The sequence below is a fragment of the Staphylococcus sp. HMSC34G04 genome (assembly GCF_001838765.1).
Lineage (GTDB): Bacteria > Bacillota > Bacilli > Staphylococcales > Staphylococcaceae > Staphylococcus > Staphylococcus epidermidis.
The window spans coordinates 1-23,872 of record NZ_KV838752.1 but is presented as its reverse complement, the minus strand read 5'-3'; the positions used below and the strand labels follow the sequence as shown (position 1 = coordinate 23,872).

Annotated in this window: 19 protein-coding genes; 16 read left to right on the top strand and 3 right to left on the bottom strand. The window is 31.7% G+C overall.

What is annotated here, in order from left to right; genetic code table 11:
* The first annotated feature begins 200 nt into the window (after positions 1-200).
* From HMPREF3241_RS09475 to budA, 4 genes are all read left to right on the top strand, one after another.
* Positions 201-1,082: a cidABC operon transcriptional activator CidR gene (locus HMPREF3241_RS09475; RefSeq protein WP_002447052.1), complete on the top strand. Its 882-nt coding sequence runs from the start codon at positions 201-203 to the stop codon at positions 1,080-1,082.
* An 832-nt stretch (positions 1,083-1,914) separates the two neighbouring features.
* Positions 1,915-2,865 (top strand): L-lactate dehydrogenase, encoded by a 951-nt coding sequence (locus HMPREF3241_RS09470; RefSeq protein ID WP_002490664.1) that lies wholly within the window; start codon positions 1,915-1,917, stop codon positions 2,863-2,865.
* Between the two features lie 62 nt (positions 2,866-2,927).
* Positions 2,928-4,592: an acetolactate synthase AlsS gene (gene alsS / locus HMPREF3241_RS09465; RefSeq protein ID WP_002447054.1), complete on the top strand. Its 1,665-nt coding sequence runs from the start codon at positions 2,928-2,930 to the stop codon at positions 4,590-4,592.
* Between the two features lie 111 nt (positions 4,593-4,703).
* A complete protein-coding gene (budA, locus tag HMPREF3241_RS09460) occupies positions 4,704-5,408 on the top strand; it encodes an acetolactate decarboxylase (RefSeq protein ID WP_002447055.1) in 705 nt (234 codons plus the stop codon).
* Between the two features lie 397 nt (positions 5,409-5,805).
* Here the strand turns inward: budA and HMPREF3241_RS09455 are convergent, their stop codons facing one another.
* Positions 5,806-6,675, bottom strand: a complete 870-nt coding sequence (locus tag HMPREF3241_RS09455) for an oxidoreductase (protein WP_002495971.1) — start codon at positions 6,673-6,675, stop codon at positions 5,806-5,808.
* A 75-nt stretch (positions 6,676-6,750) separates the two neighbouring features.
* On the opposite strand from HMPREF3241_RS09455, the gene panB reads away from it, so the two are divergent.
* The 6 genes from panB to HMPREF3241_RS09425 all read left to right on the top strand — a co-directional run bounded on the left by panB (position 6,751) and on the right by HMPREF3241_RS09425 (position 12,564).
* Positions 6,751-7,569: a 3-methyl-2-oxobutanoate hydroxymethyltransferase gene (gene panB, locus HMPREF3241_RS09450; RefSeq protein WP_002495970.1), complete on the top strand. Its 819-nt coding sequence runs from the start codon at positions 6,751-6,753 to the stop codon at positions 7,567-7,569.
* A complete protein-coding gene (panC, locus tag HMPREF3241_RS09445; protein WP_002447058.1) occupies positions 7,562-8,422 on the top strand; it encodes a pantoate--beta-alanine ligase in 861 nt (286 codons plus the stop codon). Before panB ends, panC begins: the two co-directional genes overlap by 8 nt.
* Positions 8,415-8,801 carry an aspartate 1-decarboxylase gene (panD, locus tag HMPREF3241_RS09440; protein ID WP_002475660.1) on the top strand — a complete coding sequence of 129 codons (387 nt, stop codon included), beginning with the start codon at positions 8,415-8,417 and terminating at the stop codon, positions 8,799-8,801. Before panC ends, panD begins: the two co-directional genes overlap by 8 nt.
* 421 nt (positions 8,802-9,222) lie before the next feature.
* On the top strand, positions 9,223-10,233 hold the full coding sequence (locus tag HMPREF3241_RS09435) for a zinc-ribbon domain-containing protein (RefSeq protein WP_002447060.1): 1,011 nt from the start codon (positions 9,223-9,225) through the stop codon (positions 10,231-10,233).
* Positions 10,234-10,236: 3 nt separating this feature from the next.
* On the top strand, positions 10,237-11,571 hold the full coding sequence (locus tag HMPREF3241_RS09430) for a zinc ribbon domain-containing protein (protein ID WP_002447061.1): 1,335 nt from the start codon (positions 10,237-10,239) through the stop codon (positions 11,569-11,571).
* A gap of 306 nt (positions 11,572-11,877) precedes the next feature.
* Positions 11,878-12,564 carry an epoxyqueuosine reductase QueH gene (locus HMPREF3241_RS09425; RefSeq protein WP_153647446.1) on the top strand — a complete coding sequence of 229 codons (687 nt, stop codon included), beginning with the start codon at positions 11,878-11,880 and terminating at the stop codon, positions 12,562-12,564.
* 43 nt (positions 12,565-12,607) lie between these two features.
* Here the strand turns inward: HMPREF3241_RS09425 and HMPREF3241_RS09420 are convergent, their stop codons facing one another.
* Together HMPREF3241_RS09420 and HMPREF3241_RS09415 are read right to left on the bottom strand one after the other, a co-directional pair.
* Complete coding sequence (locus tag HMPREF3241_RS09420; protein ID WP_002458251.1) at positions 12,608-12,877, bottom strand: hypothetical protein; 270 nt, start codon at positions 12,875-12,877, stop codon at positions 12,608-12,610.
* A gap of 93 nt (positions 12,878-12,970) precedes the next feature.
* Complete coding sequence (locus tag HMPREF3241_RS09415; RefSeq protein WP_002495969.1) at positions 12,971-14,035, bottom strand: quinone-dependent dihydroorotate dehydrogenase; 1,065 nt, start codon at positions 14,033-14,035, stop codon at positions 12,971-12,973.
* Between the two features lie 223 nt (positions 14,036-14,258).
* On the opposite strand from HMPREF3241_RS09415, the gene HMPREF3241_RS09410 reads away from it, so the two are divergent.
* The 6 genes from HMPREF3241_RS09410 to HMPREF3241_RS09385 all read left to right on the top strand — a co-directional run bounded on the left by HMPREF3241_RS09410 (position 14,259) and on the right by HMPREF3241_RS09385 (position 23,258).
* The gene (locus HMPREF3241_RS09410) at positions 14,259-15,116 is read left to right on the top strand and encodes a fructosamine kinase family protein (RefSeq protein ID WP_002447064.1); all 858 of its coding nucleotides are present in this window, start codon (positions 14,259-14,261) and stop codon (positions 15,114-15,116) included.
* A gap of 206 nt (positions 15,117-15,322) precedes the next feature.
* Positions 15,323-16,702, top strand: coding sequence for an amino acid permease (locus HMPREF3241_RS09405; protein WP_002490621.1), 1,380 nt, complete (start codon positions 15,323-15,325; stop codon positions 16,700-16,702).
* Positions 16,703-17,002: 300 nt separating this feature from the next.
* Positions 17,003-18,061 carry a PTS sugar transporter subunit IIC gene (locus HMPREF3241_RS09400; RefSeq protein WP_070853624.1) on the top strand — a complete coding sequence of 353 codons (1,059 nt, stop codon included), beginning with the start codon at positions 17,003-17,005 and terminating at the stop codon, positions 18,059-18,061.
* 100 nt (positions 18,062-18,161) lie between these two features.
* Entirely contained in the window at positions 18,162-19,586 is a 1,425-nt protein-coding gene (locus HMPREF3241_RS09395) for a polyphosphate--AMP phosphotransferase (protein WP_002476059.1), read from the top strand.
* A 652-nt stretch (positions 19,587-20,238) separates the two neighbouring features.
* A complete protein-coding gene (locus HMPREF3241_RS09390; RefSeq protein WP_070592508.1) occupies positions 20,239-20,946 on the top strand; it encodes a lysozyme family protein in 708 nt (235 codons plus the stop codon).
* Between the two features lie 503 nt (positions 20,947-21,449).
* Positions 21,450-23,258 carry an acyltransferase family protein gene (locus HMPREF3241_RS09385; RefSeq protein WP_002447069.1) on the top strand — a complete coding sequence of 603 codons (1,809 nt, stop codon included), beginning with the start codon at positions 21,450-21,452 and terminating at the stop codon, positions 23,256-23,258.
* Positions 23,259-23,872: the final 614 nt, after the last annotated feature.

The window sequence follows — 23,872 nt, the reverse complement described above, 5'->3', positions numbered from 1 at the left end:
AGAGCATCGTGATACTGATGAAAAATAATCGGTATTAGCCAATTGAAACAAATATATACAAGGATTTATTGTTTAATCAGTGTTAGTGTAAATGAATAATTGAAGAAGTTATGTCGATGAAAAAATGCTAGATATCAAACGATGGTTCTATGTGAAGAAATATCTATCAATCAAATGTTGATAATTAAGGATGAATATAAATGGAAATTAAACAAATTAAATATTTCGTAGAAGTTGTACGACAAGGTGGTATGACGCAAGCATCTGAACACTTATACATTGCGCAGTCAACGATTAGCAAAGCGATTAAAAATATTGAAAATGAATATGATATTACATTGTTTGACCGGTCACAAAAACAAATAAAACTAACAGATATAGGTCAAACATTTTATGATAATAGTTTAGAATTTTTAGCTTTATTCGAGAAATTATCTTTAGAAATGAATGACATTGTGAACGTTCAAAAAGGTCATATTAAAATAGGATTATCACCAATGATGAATGTTCAAATGTTTACAAATGCATTGAATCAGTTTCACAGACTCTATCCTAATGTGACATATGAAGTGATTGAGGGTGGTGGTAAAATTGTTGAGAACTTAACATCTAATGATGATGTGGATATTGGTATTACTACACTACCTGTAGATCACAGTGAATTTCATTCAACTTCTTTGTATAACGAGGAATTACTATTAGTAGTAAGTAATGACCACCACTTAGCACATTTAAATAAAGTAGACATGGCAGATTTGAAAGATGAAGAGTTTGTTTTATTTCATGATGATTATTATTTAAAAGATCAAATTATAGAGAATTGTAAAAGGCTAGGCTATTACCCTAAAACTGTTGCTAATATTTCTCAAATTAGCTTTATCGCTAACATGATTCAACAAGGAATTGGAATAAGTATCGTTCCAGAAAGTTTAGTTAATTTAATGGGGAATAACGTAACGTCCATTCAATTAGAGAATGTTGAATTATCATGGCATCTTGGCGTGATATGGCGAAAAGATGCTTATCTCAATCATGTAACTCGCAAATGGATCGAATTTATTTCTGAGATGAAACCAACATAGGTTAATACTTAGTAAAGGATTTTATATCAAAGTCGATATAACAACTTGTCTATTTTTAATAACGTCAAAGATATGTTAGAGGCACGAACACATTTTTAATGTATTGTACATATGCACTTAAAATTCATTAAGGTACACTAATAGTTCTTGCTCCACTATTTAAAAATTAAAATGACTAGTACATAAATTGAAGTGTGCTTTTCAAGTAGGTGTTTATACTTAAATAACTGAGCCTGAGACATCGATATTTGTCTCAGGTGTTTGTGTATTGGAAGTTGATAGCTGAATTTAAAATGTGCCGATGTTAAACCTTTATATTATAAATTCTTGAAAAAGTATGGGACGGTAGATATTTTAATCAATTACGATTTTTTGATGCTTTGACGTTATATTTATTGATAAATATTTGGAATTCACTGTATTTAATTGTTAGTTTATACATAGAGGTGGGTATGGCCTAGTAGGTAGTCTTTTAATAAAGGCATTGAATTGATGTCTTTATTGTCGAAAAAAGACCGCGATTAACTCACATTCGTTTGTTTCATATATGAACAAACAAAGTATTACATTTTTCTATAGGAAACCTATTCCTTTTATGAATGGTTAACATCGTTATTATGTATTTTATTAATACTTTGTCACGTACTATAATAATAAACGTAATAAAGTTAGTCGCTGAGTTGATTACTTCAGAAAAGTGTTGAAAAATTGTCATTAAAATGAATTTTTTATATCTGAACTGAAGTAAAATTCTAGTTATTTTAATAGAAATATTATACAAATAAGCTAACACAGTTATTTGTGTAACTTTATTATGAAGGAGTTCGTTAAAATGAAAAAATTTGGGAAAAAAGTTGTTCTAGTAGGAGACGGTTCCGTAGGTTCAAGTTATGCATTTGCTATGGTGACTCAAGGAATTGCAGATGAATTTGTAATTATTGATATTGCAAAAGATAAAGTGGAAGCAGACGTTAAAGATTTAAACCATGGTGCACTTTACAGTGCTTCACCAGTGACTGTAAAAGCAGGAGAATATGAAGATTGTAAAGATGCAGATTTAGTTGTTATTACAGCAGGTGCACCTCAAAAACCGGGTGAAACGCGTTTACAACTTGTTGAGAAAAATACTAAAATCATGAAAAGTATCGTAACTAGTGTCATGGATAGTGGCTTTGATGGTTTCTTCTTAATTGCTGCAAACCCAGTTGATATTTTAACACGTTATGTTAAAGAAGTTACAGGTTTACCAGCTGAACGTGTTATTGGTTCTGGTACAGTGCTTGATAGTGCAAGATTCAGATATTTAATAAGTAAAGAATTAGGTGTTACTGCAAGTAGTGTTCACGCTAGCATTATAGGTGAACATGGTGACTCTGAACTTGCAGTTTGGTCTCAAGCAAACGTTGGAGGTATTTCAGTGTATGATACATTGAAAGAAGAAACTGGTAGCGATGCTAAAGCGAATGAAATTTATATTAATACAAGAGATGCTGCTTACGACATCATTCAAGCTAAAGGATCTACGTATTATGGTATAGCTCTAGCACTATTACGTATTTCTAAAGCTTTATTAAATAATGAAAATAGTATTTTGACAGTTTCTAGTCAACTTAATGGTCAATATGGATTTAAAGATGTTTATCTTGGCTTACCAACACTTATCAATCAAAATGGTGCAGTTAAAATTTATGAAACACCATTAAATGATAACGAACTACAATTACTAGAAAAATCAGTGAAAACTTTAGAAGACACTTATGATTCTATAAAACATTTAGTTTAAAACTTATAAGAATGACGAAGATGTTTTGAATGAACTTAATTTTTGAAAGGAAATGAATATAAATGGCGGAAAAACAATATTCTGCAGCACAAATGGTAATTGATACTTTAAAAAATAATGGAGTTGAGTATGTATTTGGTATTCCAGGTGCAAAAATCGACTACTTATTTAATGCACTAGAGGATGACGATCTTGAATTAGTCGTTACGCGTCATGAACAAAATGCAGCGATGATTGCACAAGGTATTGGTCGTTTAACAGGAAAACCAGGTGTGGCTATTACTACAAGTGGCCCAGGGGTAAGTAACTTAACTACTGGTTTATTAACTGCAACTTCTGAAGGTGACCCTGTATTAGCTATCGGTGGTCAAGTTAAAAGAAATGACTTATTACGTTTAACACATCAAAGTATTGATAATGCATCATTACTTAGATCCTCAACTAAATATAGTGCAGAAGTACAAGATCCAGAATCACTATCAGAGGTTATTACGAATGCAATGCGTACAGCTACTTCAGGTAAAAATGGAGCGAGCTTTATCAGTATTCCACAAGATGTTATTTCATCACCTGTCAAAGCTGATGCAATTTCATTATGTCAAAAACCACATCTTGGTGTACCTTCAGAACAAGAAATTAATGAAGTGATTGAGGCTATTAAAAATTCTAAATTCCCAGTATTATTAGCTGGAATGAGAAGTTCAAGCCAAGCTGAAACAGAAGCTATTCGCCGTTTAGTTCAAAAAACAAATTTACCTGTTGTTGAAACATTCCAAGGTGCCGGCGTAATTAGTCGCGAATTAGAAAATCACTTCTTCGGTCGTGTTGGTTTATTTAGAAACCAAGTGGGTGACGAATTACTTAGAAAAAGTGATTTAGTTATCACAATCGGTTATGACCCTATTGAATATGAAGCAAGTAACTGGAATAAAGAATTAGATACTAAAATCATCAATGTCGACGAAGAACATGCTGAAATCACAAATTACATGCAACCAGTTAAAGAGTTAATTGGAAACATTGCAAGTACAATCGATATGATTTCTGAACATGTAAATGAACCATTTATTAATCAAGATCATTTAGATGAACTTGAAAAATTAAGAGGCGAAATCATAGAAGCAACTGGAATTAAAGCAACTCACAAAGAAGGTGTGATGCACCCAGTTGAAATCATTGAAACAATGCAAAAAGTTTTAACTGATGATACTACTGTAACTGTAGATGTGGGAAGCCATTACATTTGGATGGCTCGTAAATACAGAAGTTACAATCCTAGACATTTACTATTCAGTAACGGTATGCAAACTTTAGGTGTTGCACTTCCATGGGCTATTTCAGCTGCACTTGTACGTCCAAATACACAAGTTGTTTCTGTAGCTGGAGACGGTGGTTTCCTATTCTCAGGACAAGAATTAGAAACTGCAGTACGTAAAAACTTAAATATCATTCAATTAATTTGGAATGATGGTCGTTATAACATGGTTGAATTCCAAGAAGAAATGAAATACAAACGCTCTGCAGGTGTAGAATTTGGACCAGTTGATTATGTAAAATATGCAGAATCATTTGGCGCTAAAGGATTACGTGTGACTAATCAAGAAGAATTAGAGGCAGCACTTAAAGAGGGTTACGAAACTGATGGACCAGTATTAATTGATATCCCAGTTAACTATGCAGATAATGTTAAATTATCTACAAATATGTTACCCAATGCTTTAAATTAATATATTAATCAATGATACTAAGTTGAATTTTAATAGAACGCACTCTAAGGTTGAAAGGCTACCTTAGGATGCGTTTCTTCAAGTAATGAATATTAATAGGAGTGATTATGAATGACTAATGTATTGTATCAACACGGAACATTAGGAACTTTAATGGCAGGTTTATTAGAAGGAACTGCTTCAATTAATGACTTATTAGAACATGGTGATTTAGGTATTGCTACGCTTACAGGTTCTGATGGAGAAGTAATTTTTGTTGATGGTAAAGCTTATCATGCAAATGAACATAAAGAGTTTATAGAATTGACAGGCGACGAAATGACACCATATGCAACAGTTACAAAATTCAAAGCAGACTCAAGTTTTAAAACTTCAAATAAAAATCAAGAAGAAGTATTCGATGAAGTTAAAAAACAAATGACAAGTGAAAATATGTTCTCAGCAGTTAAAATTTCAGGAACGTTTAAAAAAATGCATGTACGTATGATGCCTGGTCAAGAACCTCCATACACACGTTTAATTGATTCAGCTCGTAGACAACCTGAAGAAACACGTGAAAATATCAAAGGTTCAATCGTAGGTTTCTTCACTCCAGAATTATTCCATGGTATTGGTTCTGCAGGTTTCCATATTCACTTTGCAAATGATGATCGTGATTTCGGTGGTCATATTTTAGACTTTGAAGTGGATGATGTGACTGTTGAAATACAAAACTTTGAAACATTTGAACAACACTTCCCAGTAGATGCTAAATCATTTACTGATGCTGATATTGACTATAAAGATATAGCTGATGAAATCAGAGAAGCTGAATAATTGTTAGCTAGATGTACCTTAACTCCAAACATTATAGACTAAGATGATTTGTATACTAAATAGATGAGGGATAGGATAAAATATGTATTGAATATATTGTCCTATCCTGGTAACGAACCCCAACATAGAGAATTTCTGAATGAACCTCTCTATGTTGGGGGTTCTTATACTACAATTGAAAAAGTTTGATATAAACAACATCTTCAATTCAAGTATAGATTGTCTGTACGTTAACAAAGCCTAGGACATGAATTTGTGTTCTAGGCTTTGTTATATGTTTATGATGGTTAGAATTTATAAAGTAAACGCATTTCAAATATGAGGCTGTTTATTTGTAGAATAAAGACATTTCTTTGAGAAAAAGTCATATTCTTTAATGAATGATTCACCTAAGATATCAATCTGGTTGGGTGTTTTCGAGGTGATAAGCGTATAAAAATGTATAAGCCATATCTAGATAGGGTGTTTCTAAATGATGTTTTTTTGCACATTTATATATATAACCCTGTATGGCCTCGACTTCAAGAGGATGCTTGTTAATGACATCGTAATACATACTTGTTCCCATTTCGTCTGGATAACCATTATAGATATTTAAAATATCATCAATGATATGATCTTCAAAGTTAATTTGTTCAGCTCTAGCAACTTTAAGACCATCAACTAATATACGACGACATATCGACTCAATATGAGGAGATTTTAAAATTTTAGCTGGTTGATGTCCAATAGCAGTGATGGTATTTATACCTAAATTCACTAATAATTTATACCAAATGCTTTTTTCAATATTTTCTTGTAAAACCACCTCTATTTTGGAAGGACGAACCATTTGCTTGAATTGACGAGTTAGTGTGCTATCTTGAATACATAGTTGGTAATCTCTGAAATGTTGAACCTTGTTGTTGACTTTTTGCCCGCTAATATAGACGACTGCTTGAAAGACATGTTGATATGGAAGTTTATTAAGCTGTCCATAGCCATTTTGTGCTAAGATAATGAGCGAATTATCATGAGTGATTTTAGGTAATTGTTTAATGACGTCATCCAATTGATGTGTTTTAACAGCTATGATAATGACATCAAAAGTATGATTAATATGATTAAATGAAGTCACTTTAATATGACATCCATTTGAAGTATTTTCTGGGAAATAGGTCATTAATTTATTTTGCCGGCCGATGAGTTCCGTATCTGGTAGAACTTTTTTTAATTCAACAGCTAACGTTGTACCCACTGCACCTGAACCTATAATGGCAATTGTCATAACTTTATTCTTTCCTTTCTTTTTACGATTCATTATACTATTGCTAATAATAAAGGAAATTGAGGGTGAAATGAATTGAAAACTTTAAATCATTTAAACAAAATGAAGGCATCACAGCAAAAGATTTCTATGGTTACAGCTTATGATTATCCTAGTGCTAAGCAAGCACAACAAGCTGAAATTGACATGATTTTAGTAGGAGATTCTTTAGGAATGACAGTGTTAGGATATGATAGTACTGTTCAAGTAACATTGAACGATATGATTCATCATGGTAAGGCTGTTAAAAGAGGTGCTCCGGATACATTTATAGTTGTTGATATGCCTATAGGGACTGTTGGTTTAAGTGATGAAGAAGATTTAAAAAATGCACTTAAGCTTTATCAAAACACGAATGCTAACGCTGTCAAAGTAGAAGGGGCTCATCTTACATCATTTATTCAAAAAGCAACTAAAATGGGTATACCTGTTGTTTCTCACTTAGGTCTTACACCTCAAAGTGTAGGTGTAATGGGGTATAAACTTCAAGGGGATACAAAGGCAGCCGCTATGCAACTTATCAAAGATGCTAAAGCTATGGAAACTGCTGGTGCAGTAGTACTGGTTTTAGAAGCCATACCTAGTGATTTAGCTCGAGAAATTAGTCAGCAACTCACTATTCCAGTTATAGGTATAGGGGCAGGTAAAGATACTGACGGGCAAGTATTAGTTTATCATGATATGTTAAATTATGGTGTTGATCGACACGCTAAGTTTGTTAAACAATTTGCAGACTTTTCAAGCGGTATTGATGGATTAAGGCAATATAATGAAGAGGTTAAAGCCGGGGCGTTTCCTTCTGAAAAGCATACTTATAAAAAACGTATTATGGATGAGGTAGAGCAACATGACTAAAGTAATTACAAAAATTAATGAAATGCAATCTATTGTTAAACAATATCAACGTGAAGGTAAAACAATAGGATTCGTTCCGACAATGGGAGCTTTACATGATGGTCATTTAACCATGATGAAGCAATCTGTAAACGAAAATGATCTCACGGTTATTAGCATATTTGTGAATCCCTTACAGTTTGGTCCAAATGAGGATTTTGACGCTTATCCACGTCAACTCGATGATGATGTGGATGCAGTAAAAAAGTTAAACGTGGACTATGTTTTCCATCCAAGTGTAGATGAAATGTATCCAGAAGAATTAGGTGTTCATCTCAAAGTTGGACACTTAGCACAAGTATTAGAGGGAGCACAAAGACCTGGACACTTCGAAGGTGTTGTGACCGTGGTCAACAAATTATTTAATATTGTGCAACCAGATTATGCCTATTTCGGGAAAAAGGATGCGCAACAATTAGCTATTGTTGAAAAAATGGTTAAAGACTTTAATCTTCCTGTACACGTTATTGGCATTGATATCGTAAGAGAAAAAGATGGTTTAGCCAAAAGTTCTAGAAATATTTACTTGACCTCTGAAGAACGAAGAGAGGCAAAACATTTATATCAAAGTCTACGCTTAGCAAAGAATTTGTATGAAGCGGGTGAACGAGATAGCAATGAGATTATAAGTCAAATCGCTGCGTATTTAAACAAAAATATTAGTGGACATATTGATGATTTGGGTATTTATAGTTATCCAAATCTTATACAACAATCAGAGATTCATGGACGAATATTCATATCATTGGCAGTTAAATTTTCTAAAGCAAGATTGATAGATAATATAATTATTGGAGATGACTATATTGATTAGAACATTTATGAACTCAAAAATCCATAGGGCTAGAGTTACAGAATCTAATTTAAATTACGTTGGAAGTATAACAATAGATGCCAATATATTAGATGCGGTTGATATTTTACCCAATGAAAAGGTTGCTATTGTTAATAATAATAACGGTGCTCGATTTGAAACATATGTCATTGCTGGAGAACGTGGTAGTGGAAAGATGTGTTTAAATGGCGCGGCTTCAAGGCTAGTTGAAGTTGGAGACGTCATTATTATTATGACATATGCACAATTAAATGAAGATGAAATGGTAAATCACTCACCAAAAGTAGCTGTGTTAAATGAAAATAATGAAATTATAGAAATGATAAATGAGAAAGAAAATACGATATCAAATGTATAAGAGATGAGATGGAATTCATTCTCAATTGATAGGTTCATTATCGATTTTAAAATCAAAAAACTGAAAAGTTATAAATAAGATGATGATTGAACCAATAAATTACTAAGAGGATGATTAAGAGTCTGGACACAAGGTATATGGATGTCCAGACTCTTTTTTATATTTCAATGATATTGTTTTGAAATAAATGTCTAAATAGTAATAATGAAGTAAAATGTCATGCTATTACTATAAGTCAATTTGAGAATATATGAGTTGAAAAAGTGGCGGAAAATATATACTCCTTTATATGAAATCTATGTACCACAATTCACTATACCCGATTAAATAAATAAGATTTTTAGGATTTTTATAGAAAACAATATAAATAAAATGATATAATTTAAAAGATTACAAAATATTTATTGTAGGAGGGTTTTATATGCATTGTCCGAATTGCGGTAATCCAATAGAAGATGATGATTTATTCTGTGGTGAATGTGGGCATAAAATAAGTCGACATCCACAGTCAGTCAGAAATGCAGAAAGTGAAATAACAAAAGCTGAAAAGAATGATGAAGAACAAAACATAACATCAAATAATAAAGAAAACAACGTAGCGACTCATCAAAATGTTGATTCAACATCTCATGATGAGACTAGATCAAATGAAAATGACGTAGCAGATTCAACATTACAATCTAAGCAGTCACATAATGATATCCAACAATCAAATCTCTCTACATACCACCAAAGACCTCAACATCGAGAAATTCCTCAAAATCAACACAATCACAATCAACAACAAAGTCAAATAGGTCAACAAGCTAAACAAGTAACAAATGAAAGTAAAGGGTTCTTTAAAAGTGCATTTACTGCACCTGATAAAATCATTCAAACTAATCATGTTTTCAGTTTTAAATTATTATTATCATTATTAGTAATCGGTTTTATTGTATTAGCAATTTTACTCGCTTCCGTAATACCAGTTGAGATTGGTATTTTCGGTACTACAAGAGGTAGTTTGGTAACGAGTATCATTTTCGGTATTATTCTATTTTTGGTTGTCATAGTAGGTGCAATATTTGGACTTACACGTTTAGTAGTTAGACAACCTATTACTTTTAAAAAAGTATTATCAGACTATGTGTTAATTAATAGTGTTTCGTTAGCAATTTTAATTATTTCTGTAATTTTAACATTAGCAGAATCATACAGCTTTGGCGGAAGTATAGCATTATTGTCTTTATTATTATTTATTGCTTCTGGTATTTATCTAATTGCGAAATATAGCACGGGTAATCAAACAAGAATATCCAGCTTTTATGGTGTGATTATTTATATCATTATTTTGTTCTTATTTATTCGTATTTTTGGGGAGGCATTTTTCCATCAAATATTTGGTGATTTTATAGAAGAACTAGGGGATTTATTTGAAGGAGGAACTTATTAAAATATGAAATATTGCAGTCATTGTGGTCAACCTCTTCGAGAAGGTGTAAAGGTGTGTACAAATTGTGGTACACCTGTGAGAAATGATGGACCTAATTATAAACATTCAGAACAACGTTATTCTCATCAGCAACCACGTTCCAATAAGAGTAATAAAAAAACTTGGTTGATTGTTACTATAGTGTTAGCTATTATCATTGCTTTGGTAGTAATCTTTACTATAGCTAAAAATCAAATGTCACCAGAAAAACAAGCGACTCACATTGCACATGCTATCAAAAAAGACGATGCTAAATCGTTATCTAAGCAATTAACATCAAACAATCATCGTTTAAGTGAAGAAGAAGCACGTGCGTACTTAAAGTATATTAAAGCAGAAAATGATTTAAAGTATGTTGCTGACAAAGTTGAAGAAAACACCAAAGATATTAAAAATAATCACTATAACAATTTATCTGTAGATGCAAATGGTAATAATATTTTAAATATATCTAAAGACGGAAAAAAATATGTTTTTTTTGATAACTATCAATTTAATGTTCCTCAAAAAACAATTACGCTCGTTTCAAGTGATAGTGGTGAAATTACTTATGAATTTAACGGGGATAAACATCATATTTCTGTAGAAGAAGATGACGATAAAGAATTAGGAACATTTCCTATCGGTGATTATAATTTAAAAGCATCAAAAGACATGGAAGGTAAAAATTTTAAAGGCGCTATTACAATTGATATGAGTGAAAGTGATAGTATTGCATATGAATCGTTTAAACAAAAACGTTTTAATGTTGATACTGAAGGCGGATATATATTAGATAATGTAAAAATATATGCTAATGGTAAAGAAATAGGCGATGGTTTTTCATCAGAAACATATGGTCCTTATGATCCGGATGAAGAAGTTATCGTTCACGCTGAAGGTTCATACGAAGGAAAAACTTTTAAATCAAATTCGGTCAATGTAGCAGGTGCAAGCGAAAAAGATGGTGGCGTGACAGATGTCACAGTCAAATTCGATGAAGAAGCTATTGATCAGTATGTCGATAAAAAATCAGGTGAAAAATACGATGATGATGCAGATGACGAGTCAGATAACGATTCAAGTAGTGGTGAAGTAACGCGTGAAAATGTAATTGATAAAGTAGAGTCATATGAAGGACATACACTAGATACTGATACGTATACGTATAAAGAACCTGAAAAAACCGGTGATGGTAAATGGGGTTTTTCATTCTTAGATAAAGATGGAGATTTAGCTGGATCGTATACGGTAGACATTGACGACGGTTATGTTACAGAATATGACGAAGATGGTGAAGAAGTTGGATCTGGTTATTAATATTTAATGCAAGAACCTGAGGCAAAAATAATTGTCTCAGGTGTTTTATTGTAGTGGAAATTGATGACTAATTTTAAAGTAGCTATGTAACAAATTTTTATTTTTAGGACTTGTTGTTAAAATGTGGCAATACACGCAATTCGAATTCGGTCGCTTTTTTAAATTTTTTAAGAGTTAAAGTCGAATTGTCTTGTACGTTCAATATTTCCTTTATATATTCAGTAATATATAATATTATTAAATAATGTGTTATGTAGATGAAAGAGAGGTCATATTGTGATTGAAGCGAATCAAATTTTAGCTAAAATGAAAAATCAAAAAATCAACTATGATAAAGTATTAAGAAAGATAATTTCTCAATGGGAACGTGATGGAGAACGTCCTAAAATCTTACTTCATAGTTGTTGTGCACCTTGTAGTACATATACGTTAGAGTTTTTAACACAATATGCGGATATAGCAATTTATTTTGCGAATCCTAATATACATCCCAAAAGTGAATATTTAAGACGTGCTAAAGTTCAAGAACAATTTGTAAATGATTTTAATAATAAAACAGGTGCAAATGTAAAGTATATTGAAGCCGAATATGAACCGCATAAATTTATGAAAATGGCAAAAGATAAAGGTTTAACTGAAGAGCCGGAAGGTGGACTAAGGTGTACGGCTTGTTTCGAGATGCGATTAGAAATTGTTGCAAAAGCTGCTTTAGAACATGGTTACGATTATTTTGGTAGTGCAATCACACTCTCTCCAAAGAAAAATGCCCAATTAATCAATGAACTAGGTATGGATGTACAAAATATATATAATGTAAAATATTTACCAAGTGATTTTAAAAAGAATAAAGGGTATGAACGTTCTATCGAAATGTGTAATGATTATAATATTTTTAGACAATGTTATTGTGGCTGTGTATTTGCAGCGATGAAGCAAGGTATAGATTTTAAACAAATAAATAAAGATGCTCAAGCATTTTTACAACAATTTTAAAAATATAAAATGTGCCTACTCATATGAGTAGGCATTTGTATATTTATATCGTTTTTTGGATGAATCGTATGATGGCTATCACTGCAATGACAATCATTGAAACGAAAGATAAGATTTTGAAATGCTTACTTTTTGTTTCTTTATTAGATTCTCCATTTTCCATCATTTCCTGTAGTTCTCGTTCTATCTCAAGATCCAAATCAGTTTTTTGATAACCATTTAAACCTTGTCTATCTATATGGTCATTTTGATGTTTATAATTGTTATTACTATCTTTTTTAGTATCGGTATCTTCTTTGTTTATTTTATCCATGATAGGACCTCCAATGAATAATAGCATTCTTAAACTTTTATACGTTATTTATTAAATTATTCATTATTTAAAAGGCAACTTCGTAATTGTAATTTATGCATCTAAACCAATAATATCACTTACATTTGCATAACCATGTCGAGTTAAATAATGCGCGATTTCTTTATTCATTTTCTTAGTCAAACCTGGTCCTTCAATGACTAATGAAGAGTATATTTGTAGTAATGACGCACCGTTTCTTAACATTTTGATAGCATCTTCAGAACTGAATATACCACCAGTTCCAATAATTAAGAAGTTACCTTGTGTTTGTTGATAGGCATATTTAACCAGCTGTAAGTTTCTTTCGAATAATGGTCTGCCACTCAAACCACCTTCTTGTATTTTATTTTTTGAATTTAATCCATCGCGTTGTCGTGTTGTATTTGCCAACACAGCCCCATCGAATGTATCTGTAATTGAAGGCAAGATTTTTTTAAAACCATCTAATTCCATATCAGATGTTAACTTTAAAAAGATAGGTACATTAATATTGTTCTTAGCTTTAAATGTTTTTAAAGCATCACATAACATCGAAAATTCATCTTCGTCGTGAAAGTTTTGGAGATTTTCTGTATTTGGGGAGCTAATATTCACTGTAAAGAATGAGACATCATTTTTAAATGTATCGATCACTTTAATGTAATCTTGATAGCGATTTTCATAGGAAGTTGATTTATTGACACCAACATTTAATCCTACTGGTATTGAGCATGAATGATTACGTAAATTACTTAATGCTTTATTCATACCCTTATTATTGAATCCCATACGATTGATGAGTGCATCATCTTCTAGTAAACGATACATGCGTGGTTTTGGATTACCTGGTTGAGGCATAGGTGTTATACCGCCGAGTTCAATTGCACCGAAGCCAATGTTTTCAAGTGCTTTTGGAACTTCACAAGATTTATCAAAACCTGCAGCTAACCCGATAGGATTATCAAAAGAAATGCCGTGAATGTGTTGCGTTAATATTGGATTGTTATAAGAAAATAACTTATTAACGATAGGTAAAATGGGTGAACATTTTTGAACACACTTCAACGCATTGATGGTCAAACCATGTGCTCGTTCAGGATCTAATTTGAATAATAAAGGTTTAACTAATTTGTACATATAAATGCTCCTATTTCAATATATTTGAGGCTTACTATCCCCAGTTAATATGTTTGAAATTCATTCTTTTAATAGACTAGCATTTTCATGTAAAATTTCATAGTTAAATATTAGAAAGTTAAAAAATTGACTTAATTTAATAATATAAAGAAGTTAAGATTAATGTTTTCATTATAGGTAATATAATAATGTAGATATAATATAAAGTTAAGAGGGTGAGAAAATGAATGAACAATGGATGAGCGCATTGCCGCTTGACAATGTGAAAGACATTTCTCCAGTAAGTGGAGGCGATGTAAATGAAGCATTTAAAGTCACTACAGTTGAAGAAGATACTTTTTTTCTACTCGTTCAACGTCAACGATCAGAAGCCTTTTATGCCGCAGAAATTGCAGGACTAAATGAATTTGAAAATGCAGGTATAACAGCGCCAAGAGTAATTGCAAGTGGAGAGATAAATGGAGATGCATATTTATTATTAAGTTTTCTTGAAGAAGGTAGTCAAGGGAGTCAAAGAGAACTTGCTCGATTAGTTGCTAGAATGCATAGCCAATACCAACAAGATAATAAATTTGGATTCCGTTTACCGCATGAAGGTGCAGATATTTCATTTGATAATTCATGGACTGAGACATGGAAAGAGATTTTTATAGATCGTAGAATGGATCACTTACAAGATGAGTTATTACGTGTAGGATTGTGGAAACAAGAAGATAAAAAGATGTATGAACGTGTAAGAAAAGTTATTGTTGACGAGCTATCAAATCATACTAGTAAACCTTCTCTGTTACATGGTGATTTATGGGGAGGTAACTATATGTTCTTAACAAATGGCCAACCTGCTTTGTTTGATCCTGCACCACTTTACGGCGATAGAGAGTTTGATATAGGAATCACTACTGTGTTTGGTGGATTTACACAAGAGTTCTATGACGAATATAATCAACAGCTACCATTAGCCAAGGGATCACAAAAGCGTATAGAATTTTATAGATTATATTTACTTATGATACATTTACTTAAATTTGGAGGTATGTATGCTGATAGTGTACAACGCTCTATGAAAATCATTTTAGAATAAAGAACATCGACCTCACTAAAGATATCAACGAGCTTTAGTGAGGTTTTTAAAAATAAGATTGATTGAAAATTGTTAAAATAGGGTATATTTAAATTTGTAATACTATTTTTCTATAATTAAAAGAAATTTATTATAAAACAAGGGGTATGACGTACGACATCATTTTCAGTCAGTGATTTACTCTATGAAATGGAGAAGAAAAGATTATGGCAGATAAACTGCAAAGAGAATTAAGCAATAGACATATACAATTAATTGCGATTGGCGGGGCTATTGGAACAGGTTTATTTCTTGGTGCTGGCCAATCTATTCATTTAGCAGGACCATCTATCTTATTAACATACATAATAGTAGGTTTTGTTCTCTTTATGTTCATGAGAGCTATGGGAGAATTACTGTTATCCAATTTAGGATTTAAATCGTTTGGAGATATTGCCCATCATCATATTGGTTCTATGGCAGGTTTTATGGTGGGCTGGACATATTGGCTAACATGGATTATTTCAGGAATGGCAGAAGTGACTGCTGTTGCCAAGTATGTTTCCTTCTGGTATCCAACAATTCCAAACTGGTTAACAGCTGCAGCGACGATTTTAGTTTTAGTTGCTTTAAATCTATTTAGTGCTAAATTATTTGGAGAATTAGAATTTTGGCTTTCTATTATTAAAGTTTTGACTATTTTAGCTTTGATAGCTGTTGGTGTTGTTATGATTGTATTTGGAATGAAGACAAGCTATGGCCCTGCAACGGTGACGAATATATGGAAAGACGGAGGCATTTTCCCTAATGGTACACAAGGTTTCTTCATGTCATTCCAAATGGCAATTTTCTCATTTATTGGTATTGAGTTGATTGGAATAACTGCAGGAGAGACTAAAGACCCTCACAAAACAATTCCTCAAGCAATTAATAATGTACCGTTTAGAATATTATTATTTTATGTAGGATCGTTAGCAGTTATCATGTCTGTTGTACCATGGCAACAATTAAATCCTGCTGACAGTCCATACGTTAAAATGTTTGGATTAGTTGGAATCCCTTTTGCAGCAGGTATTATTAACTTTGTTGTGCTCACAGCCGCAGCGTCTTCTTGTAATAGTGGTATATTCGCTAATAGCCGTACGATGTTTGGATTAGCTGGAAGAAAGCAGGGTCCAGCATTCTTACATAGAACCAATAAGCACGGTGTACCACATTATGCTATTTTAGTGACATGTGGCTTATTAAGTATTTCAGTCGTGTTAAATGCAATTTTTAAAGATGCGACTAAAGTGTTTGTACAAATTACAACATTTTCAACTGTTTTAAATATTATGATTTGGACAATTATTATGATTGCGTATCTAGGTTATTTAAGACATGATCCGAAACAGCATAAAGAGAGTAACTATAAAATGTGGGGCGGAAAATACATGGCTTACAGTATTTTAGGGTTCTTTGCATTTATTTTTATTATATTATTGATTAATAGTGCAACGCGTTATGCCGTACTTTCTGCACCCGTATGGTTTGTTATCATGCTATTGATGTATCAAAAATATAAAAAAGAATCTCGCAAAGCTAAAATTGAAACTGAGGAAGAGTAAAGCACTTATTATTTCAAATAGGGTGAGTTAGGTAACACTTCATAACGTTAGTATTTAAACTAAAGGTTATGAAGTGTATTTTAATTAAAAAATTAATGTTTTGAATTAAATGGCAAATAAGTTATCTTAATTTTCAGAAAAATATGGTATACTATTGAGCATAGTCTTGAATGTCATATATGCATTTCACTAATTATCCCTCTAAGTTACAGCATCTAAGAAAGATTTAATTGAATCATATATAGGCTTCGAGACTCTTTTTATACATAATTTTACTTAGCACATTGGGAGGTTTAACTTATGTCGACGATAAAAAATATCGATGGATCAAAGGATTTTATTTTTAGAGTGTTATCAGGGGTAGCAATTGGAATAGTAGCCGGACTCGTTCCAAATGCGATTTTGGGAGAAATTTTTAAATACTTTATGCAATATCATCCTATTTTCAAAACTTTATTAGGGGTCGTTCAAGCCATCCAATTTACAGTGCCAGCGCTTATTGGAGCATTGATAGCTATGAAGTTCAATATGACACCATTAGCAATAGCTGTAGTATCAAGTGCTTCATATGTTGGGAGTGGTGCAGCTCAATTTAAACAAGGTACATGGGTAATTACGGGAATTGGTGATTTAATTAATACGATGTTAACTGCGTCCATCGCCGTGTTACTTATTTTATTAATAGAAGAACGTGTTGGTAGTATGGCTTTAATTGTTTTTCCGACAGTTGTTGGTGGTTTAGCAGCTACAATCGGCGTATTTACTTTACCATATGTAAGGTTAATTACTACGGGAATTGGTAACATGGTTAATAGCTTTACTGAATTACAACCAGTGTTTATGAGTATGTTAATCTCTATGGTGTTTAGTTTTATAATCATATCGCCATTGTCAACTGTTGCCATAGCTATTGCTATTGGATTATCAGGTATTGCTGCAGGATCTGCTTCAATAGGTATAGCAGCAACAGAAGCTGTATTATTGATTGGTACCAGCAAAGTTAATCATGTAGGTATTCCTTTATCAATATTTTTCGGTGGGGTGAAAATGATGATGCCAAATATGGTTAAATACCCTGTCATTATGATTCCGATTTTCTTGACAGCGGCAATATCTGGTATTGCTTCTGGAATTATTGGTATTTCAGGAACAAAAGAATCAGCCGGATTTGGTTTTATCGGAATGGTTGGACCTATTAATGCCTTCAAATTTATGCATGTTGATTCTGCATGGTTAAGTTTATTACTTATTGTCATTGCCTTTTTTGTTGTGCCGTTTCTAGTTGCATGGATTTTAGATTTAATACTTAGAAGATTTATTCATTTGTATGAGAATGATATTTTTAAATTTATGGGATAAACCGTCATTTCTCTTCGACGTTTAGAACGTTGAAGAGATTTTTCTATGTTAAAATATAATAATATAGCATCTAACTTTAACATAAATAGAGGGTGAAACGATGTCAGGGAAACTAGAAGAATTACAATTGAAATTAGCTCGATTAAGTCGACGTACTCATGAATTAGGTATTCCAATTATGGTGTTATTTGAGGGGATTCCTGCTTCAGGGAAGACACGTTTATCAAATGAATTACTATTGCACCTAGATGCCAAATATTCGCAATTTATAGCTACTAAATCGCCAGAATCAAACGATTTACGTTATCAATTTTTACAAAAATATTGGAATACGTTACCGCAAAAGGGTAATATAAATATTTATTTTAGAAGTTGGTATTCACACTTTTTAGATTATAAAGAAAATAAAATTAAGCATGATCAATATAAAAATTATGATGTTTTAGTCAATCAAATTTATCATTTTGAATCGATGTTAAAGGATGATAACTATGAAATTATAAAATTTTTCATAGAAATAAATGAAGAAAAACGCAATGAACATATTCAACAGACAAAAGATAATCCATTAACTAGATGGAAAGTTCAAGAATATGAAAATGTTATACCTCAAGAAAGTTATCTAAATCAAATGCATCAATTCATCAACAAGGATAAAGATTGGAAAGTCATCGATTACACAGAGCGTGAGCATGCTTTTGAAAAAATGTACTTACATTTAATAGATAGACTTGAGCAAGTTATAAAAAAAGTCGAACAACAAACGACTAAAGTTAACGGTAAGTTCACATCAAGCTTCACGACTTCTTTATTTGATAATAATCTTGAGAAAGTAGACAAAAAAACGTATAAAAATCTCATTGTTGAATTGCAACAGAGAATGAGAGAAATCCAATTTGCTTTATATGAAAGAAAGATTCCTCTTGTTTTGGTTTTCGAAGGTATGGATGCTGCCGGTAAAGGTGGCAATATTAAACGTATTAGAGAAAAACTAGATCCAACAGGGTATGAAGTGAATGGTATTAGTGCACCTACGGATGTCGAACTTAATCATCATTATTTGTGGAGATTTGCTAAAAAGATGCCAAAATCAGGTCATATAGAAATATTTGATCGTAGTTGGTATGGTCGTGTACTAGTTGAACGTGTAGAAGGTTTTGCAAGCCAAAATGAATGGCAACGTGCATCTGATGAAATTAATCAATTTGAAAAGATGTGGACAGATGAAGGTACAATCATTTTAAAATTCTTCTTGAGCTTAGATAAAGATGAGCAGCTAAAACGTTTTAAAGACCGTGAAAATAATCCTGATAAACAATGGAAGATTACTGAAGAAGATTGGCGTAATAGAGAAAAATGGGATGAATATTTAGAAGCAAGTCAAGATATGATTGAATCTACAAACACTTCATATGCCCCTTGGTATATTGTCCCGGCAGATCATAAAAAAACGGGTCGGATTGAAGTACTTAAAACAATTATTAGGAAATGTGAAGAAGTACTATGGGGAGTTAAAACGTATTAATTTCAAATAAAAATCTCGGGAGTGAGACCGTGGATAAAGCATTATTCATTGGTCTGACTCTCTTTTTTAATATAATGAAATGTTTATGAATGAAAATACTGTGTTTCTTCTATTATATATTCTAAAAGGATAACTCACCTATATAGAAAAAGGTAACGTCGTTTAATACAAAAGATATTTTGAGTTCCAAATTGATACATAGCGTTATATTTTGTTTATTAAAGAATAAAAGTTAAAAAGTAATCTCATTAAAATGAACAAATCTTCATAAAAAATGATAATACTTAGAATCAAATAGTTAGAATTATTTCATTTATGTAACAACATTGCAATCTGTAATTTTACAGATAACTTAATATAATGGTATTTCAGCTTGAAACACGATGTAATTACTTAAATTAAGATGGAATATGAAACTAATATTAAGAAATTATATGTTACAAACTGAAATATATCTGTTTTAAGATTACAAAAGAGTGTTGATATTGTAACCTTTTGTAAGGAACGTGTAATATACAAAGGCGATTTTTATGATATAGTGGGTAACGTCAAAAGTTAACAAAAAACATTTTCAATATAGCACAACGAATTTAAAACATTTAAATAACAAAACAAACAAATTTTAAATTTATATCTGGAGGATTTATATATCATGAAAAAAACAGTTATCGCTTCTACATTAGCAGTATCTTTAGGAATTGCAGGTTATGGTTTATCAGGACATGAAGCACACGCTTCAGAAACTACTAACGTTGATAAAGCACACTTAGTAGATTTAGCACAACATAATCCTGAAGAATTAAATGCTAAACCAGTTCAAGCTGGTGCTTACGATATTCATTTCGTAGACAATGGATACCAATACAACTTCACTTCAAATGGTTCTGAATGGTCATGGAGCTACACTGTAGCAGGTTCAGATGCTGATTATACAGAATCATCATCAAACCAAGAAGTAAGTGAAAATGCACAATCTAGTAACACAAATGTACAAGCTGTTTCAGCTCCAACTTCTTCAGAAAGTCGTAGCTACAGCACATCAACTACTTCATACTCAGCACCAAGCCATAACTACAGCTCTCACAGTAGTTCAGTAAGATTATCAAATGGTAATACTGCTGGTTCAGTAGGTTCATATGCTGCTGCTCAAATGGCTGCACGTACTGGTGTATCTGCTTCAACATGGGAACACATCATTGCTAGAGAATCAAATGGTCAATTACATGCACGTAATGCTTCAGGTGCAGCTGGATTATTCCAAACTATGCCAGGTTGGGGTTCAACTGGTTCAGTAAATGATCAAATCAATGCAGCTTATAAAGCATATAAAGCACAAGGTTTATCTGCTTGGGGTATGTAATCCAAATCTAATAATATAATTAGAAAAGTGGGACAACATTCGTTGTCCTCTCAGCAACGAGGACTAAAATTGACTCTCTTATATATAAGTAAGTTTTAATTTTAGTTATCGAGGCAATAAATTAAAAAGCCTAGGACACATCGCTTTGTGTTCTAGGCTCTTTTTTGTTTGAAAGTCTAATTAAAATGATTTATATAACTAAGTGATGTTAACAAAGTGAAAATATAACATCTAGACTGAAAAGTATAATAAAGTTAAATGATATTATGTTTGTATTTATTTAAAAGATATGGTTATATAAATGGTGTGTTTAATATCATATATAGATACATTTAAATTGCTTACCTACACAACTTATATGAAGATGTTTTAATAAATGTATGCCTATTTAATTTGTTAAAGTATAATATTTAAGTAGAAAGATGATATGTCAATGCAATTGAGGATGTAATTGTGATAATATTAAGAGCAAGTATTTTAAAAATTAAACGGAGTGTAATTGAATGAATGAGAACAATTATAGACGTCTCAACAAAACTTATAAACCGCACTATTTGCCTGGTTTAGATGGTTTAAGAGCTATAGCAGTTATTGGGATAATCATTTATCATTTAAACACGAAATGGTTATCTGGTGGATTCCTTGGAGTAGATACTTTTTTTGTCATTTCTGGTTATCTCATAACTAGTTTATTATTAAGTGAGTACTATAGAAATAATTCTATTAATTTAGTTAATTTTTGGCTTAGAAGATTTAAACGATTAATACCAGCAATGATGTTTGTTGTCACGGTTGTTTTAATATATACATTACTATTTAAACCTGAATTAATTATTAGTATAAAACATGATGCTATAGCAGCACTTTTCTATGTTTCGAACTGGTGGTATATCATACAAGACGTAGACTATTTTAATCAATTTGCTGTAGCGCCATTAAAGCATTTATGGTCATTAGCTATTGAAGAACAATTCTATCTATTCTTTCCATTTATACTTTTAGGGTTATTAAAGTTTTTCAAAAAGCGAACTACAATGATTATTCTATTAATCATCTCTTTATTATCATTAACTGCAATGATAACGATACATATGTATACAGGTAACAATTCTAGAGTTTATTTCGGAACTGACACACGTTTACAAACGTTGTTATTAGGATGCTTACTAGCATTTATTTGGCCACCGTTTTCTTTTAGAAAGGATATATCTAAAGGTGCTAAAGCAAGTATAAGTGCAATAGGCATAGTCGGAATGGCAGTGCTCATTTATTTGTTTGTAGTGGTTAGTGATCAAGATAAATGGATATATAGTGGAGGATTTTATGCTATCTCGTTCTTGACACTGTTTGTCATTGCAAGCGTTGTGCATCCATCAAGTGTCTTAAAGAAAATACTAAGTTTCAAGTTATTTATTTATATAGGCAAGAGATCGTATAGTTTATATTTATGGCACTATCCTATCATTATTTTTATGAATAGTTATTTCGTACAAGGTCAGATTCCTTGGTTTGTATATATTTGTGAAGTGATACTTATGTTTGTCATGGCTGAAGTATCTTATAAATTTATTGAAACGCCTATTAGAAAAAATGGATTCAAAGCATTCACAGTGATGCCGAAAAATTTAACAAGATTTTCAAGAACGATCATTGTATTAATCTTGCTTGTTCCTTCTGCACTCATAGTATTTGGTGCCTATGATAGTTTGGGTAAAGAGCATGATAAACAACAAGCTGCGAAACAAAAATCTTTTAAAACGAACCAGAAAGCAAAACCTAAAAAGCCAGATGAAAATAATCAAGATAAGTCTTCACAACAACATTTTAATCCTAAAGAAGCGTCTCCATTATTGCTGGGAGATTCAGTAATGGTAGATATCGGTCAGGTCTTTAGTGAAAAAGTGCCACATGCTAATATTGATGGAAAAGTTGGACGACAGTTAATTGAGGGCAAAGATTTAATCAATCAGAAGTACCAAGATTATACTAAAAAAGGTCAGAGTGTTGTGATAGAACTTGGTACGAACGGTGAGTTTACGAAAGATCAAATGAATGAATTAATTGATTCTTTAGGTGAAGCAGATATTTACTTAATTAAGGTAAGAGTACCGAGAGACTACGAGTCGACTAATAATAAAATTATGGAACAAGTAGCCAAGAAGCATAAAAATGTTCATATTGTTGATTGGTATAAAGCATCTGAGGGTCATTCTGAGTATTTTGCATATGATGGTATTCACTTGGAATACAGTGGTGTTAAAGCATTATCTAATGAAATCATTAAAAAAATGAAAGAAGTTAATGAAAAATAATGTTCAAAAATAAAAATAAGAGCGCTATATATCACTAGAAATTAGAATGAGATTCAATGTGTTTCCTTAGTCATGATTTAGTGAGATGACAAAAACAATTAAGTCAAAAAGGGTTATATGGTATTTATTATTATAGTTCACCATTGTGATGGGGTGGGATAACGAATTCGATACGAATTCTATCTCACCTCATTTTTTATCAATTTTATGAATAACCTTAGCGTTATCTAAGATTAAATTTACATCAAGTAAATATTCTTTATTGACTAAATATTTAAAAGAAAGACTAAACTCATCATAGTTAAAGTTGTAATAAGAGCAAAATTTATTATTACAAGAATATAACAATTCTAAAACGTTACATGAAATATTGTTAGTTACATGCTTTCGTTACGCTATTTACAGACTTCATTTAACAAAACAACTCTATGTAAACATTACAAAATGATAACACCGCACACAAACGTACATTTTTCTGATAAAGTAATGCTTGTCGTTAATAAAGAACGAAGCCAAGGATAACAAAGTAAATATTTTAGTCACATGACTATTCATTATATGAAATTAATTATTTAAATTTTTAGGAGGATATTTAACAATGAAAAAAATCGCTA